Source organism: Hungatella sp. SL.1.14 (genome assembly GCF_024460495.1).
GTDB classification, from domain to species: domain Bacteria; phylum Bacillota; class Clostridia; order Lachnospirales; family Lachnospiraceae; genus Hungatella; species Hungatella hathewayi.
The window spans coordinates 1-1586 of sequence record NZ_JANFYJ010000075.1 but is presented as its reverse complement, the minus strand read 5'-3'; the positions used below and the strand labels follow the sequence as shown (position 1 = coordinate 1586).

Genomic DNA, 1586 nt, shown 5'->3' with positions numbered 1-1586 from the left:
ATCCCTTACAGCCAGTAAGGAATTATCCATCTTGTTGCTTAAGCTGTTATAATGATGGAGCAATCGGTATATCGGTTTCCTCCTTGGACCTCGCGTCCGTAATTAAGACTGATAACCAGCTCCTCATTCGCAGCGTTCGTTTTATGCAGGTTGAACTGCCTTCGGTACGTTCGTGTCACACCACAGTAGATGGAATAGGCAATGAGTAAAACTGGTACTTATCCATTGCAATAATCTTAAGGAGTGACAAATTTATGAACAGGAACGCAGTTGGTATTGATGTATCCAAAGGCAAAAGCATGGCCGCTATTCTTCGCCCTTATGGGGAAATTGTTTCCTCGCCCTTTGAAATCAAGCATACATCTGGTAACATCCAATCTCTGATTCAACAGATCAAATCCATCGAAGGGGAATCCCGCATCGTTATGGAGCACACCGGCCACTATTACAAGCCTCTGGCCCGTGAACTCTCTCTGGCAGGTCTTTTTGTGACTGCCATAAATCCTAAACTCATTAAGGATTTCGGAGACAATTCTCTCCGTAAAGTGAAATCGGATAAAGCTGATGCTGTAAAAATAGCCCGTTACACTCTTGACAGTTGGACGGAATTGAAACAATATAGTCTTATGGACGAAATACGCAATCAATTAAAGACTATGAACCGTCAGTTTGGGTTCTATATGAAACACAAAACAGCTATGAAGAATAACCTCATCGGTATCCTTGATCAGACTTACCCGGGTGTTAATACTTACTTTGACAGCCCCGCCCGTGAGGACGGCAGCCAGAAGTGGGTTGATTTTGCCGCTGCATACTGGCATGTGGACTGTGTTCGTAAAATGTCATTAAACGCATTTGTTGACCATTATCAGAAATGGTGCAAACGTAAGAAGTACAACTTCAGCAGAGATAAAGCTGAAGAAATCTATGGAGCTGCCAGGGAGCTTGTTCCTGTACTTCCAAAAGATGATTTAACCAAGCTGATCGTGAAGCAGGCCATAGAACAATTAAACACTGCTTCCAAGACCGTGGAAGAACTCCGCACCCTAATGAATGAAACAGCCGCCAAGCTGCCTGAATATCCCGTCGTTATGGGAATGAAAGGTGTCGGTCCGTCTCTTGGCCCCCAGCTTATGGCTGAAATCGGAGATGTCACACGTTTCTCCCATAAAGGGGCTATCACTGCATTTGCTGGTGTAGACCCAGGTGTCAATGAATCAGGAACCTATGAACAAAAAAGTGTTCCAACTTCCAAACGTGGCTCATCTTCCCTTAGAAAAACCTTATTCCAGGTCATGGACTGTCTCATCAAAACAAAACCGCAGGATGACCCTGTATATGCGTTTATTGATAAGAAACGTGCCCAGGGAAAGCCTTACTATGTCTACATGACCGCAGGCGCCAATAAGTTTCTGCGAATCTATTACGGAAGAGTAAAAGAATATCTTATGTCTCTTCCAGAATAAGGGATACCACATCCTTTCAGACCAGCGGATAACGGTGGTCTATTTGTTGTACCTGAAATTCAATCAACAATAAATTTTGAAAATTTTTCATTTTCCTATTGACTTTTTATTTGCAGGCTT

1 protein-coding gene is annotated in these 1586 nt (G+C 43.1%); it reads left to right on the top strand.

Annotated features, from left to right (window positions below):
* Positions 1–254: 254 nt before the first annotated feature.
* On the top strand, positions 255–1466 hold the full coding sequence (locus NE473_RS29925) for an IS110 family RNA-guided transposase (RefSeq protein WP_055650463.1): 1212 nt from the start codon (positions 255–257) through the stop codon (positions 1464–1466).
* The last annotated feature ends 120 nt before the right edge of the window (positions 1467–1586 follow it).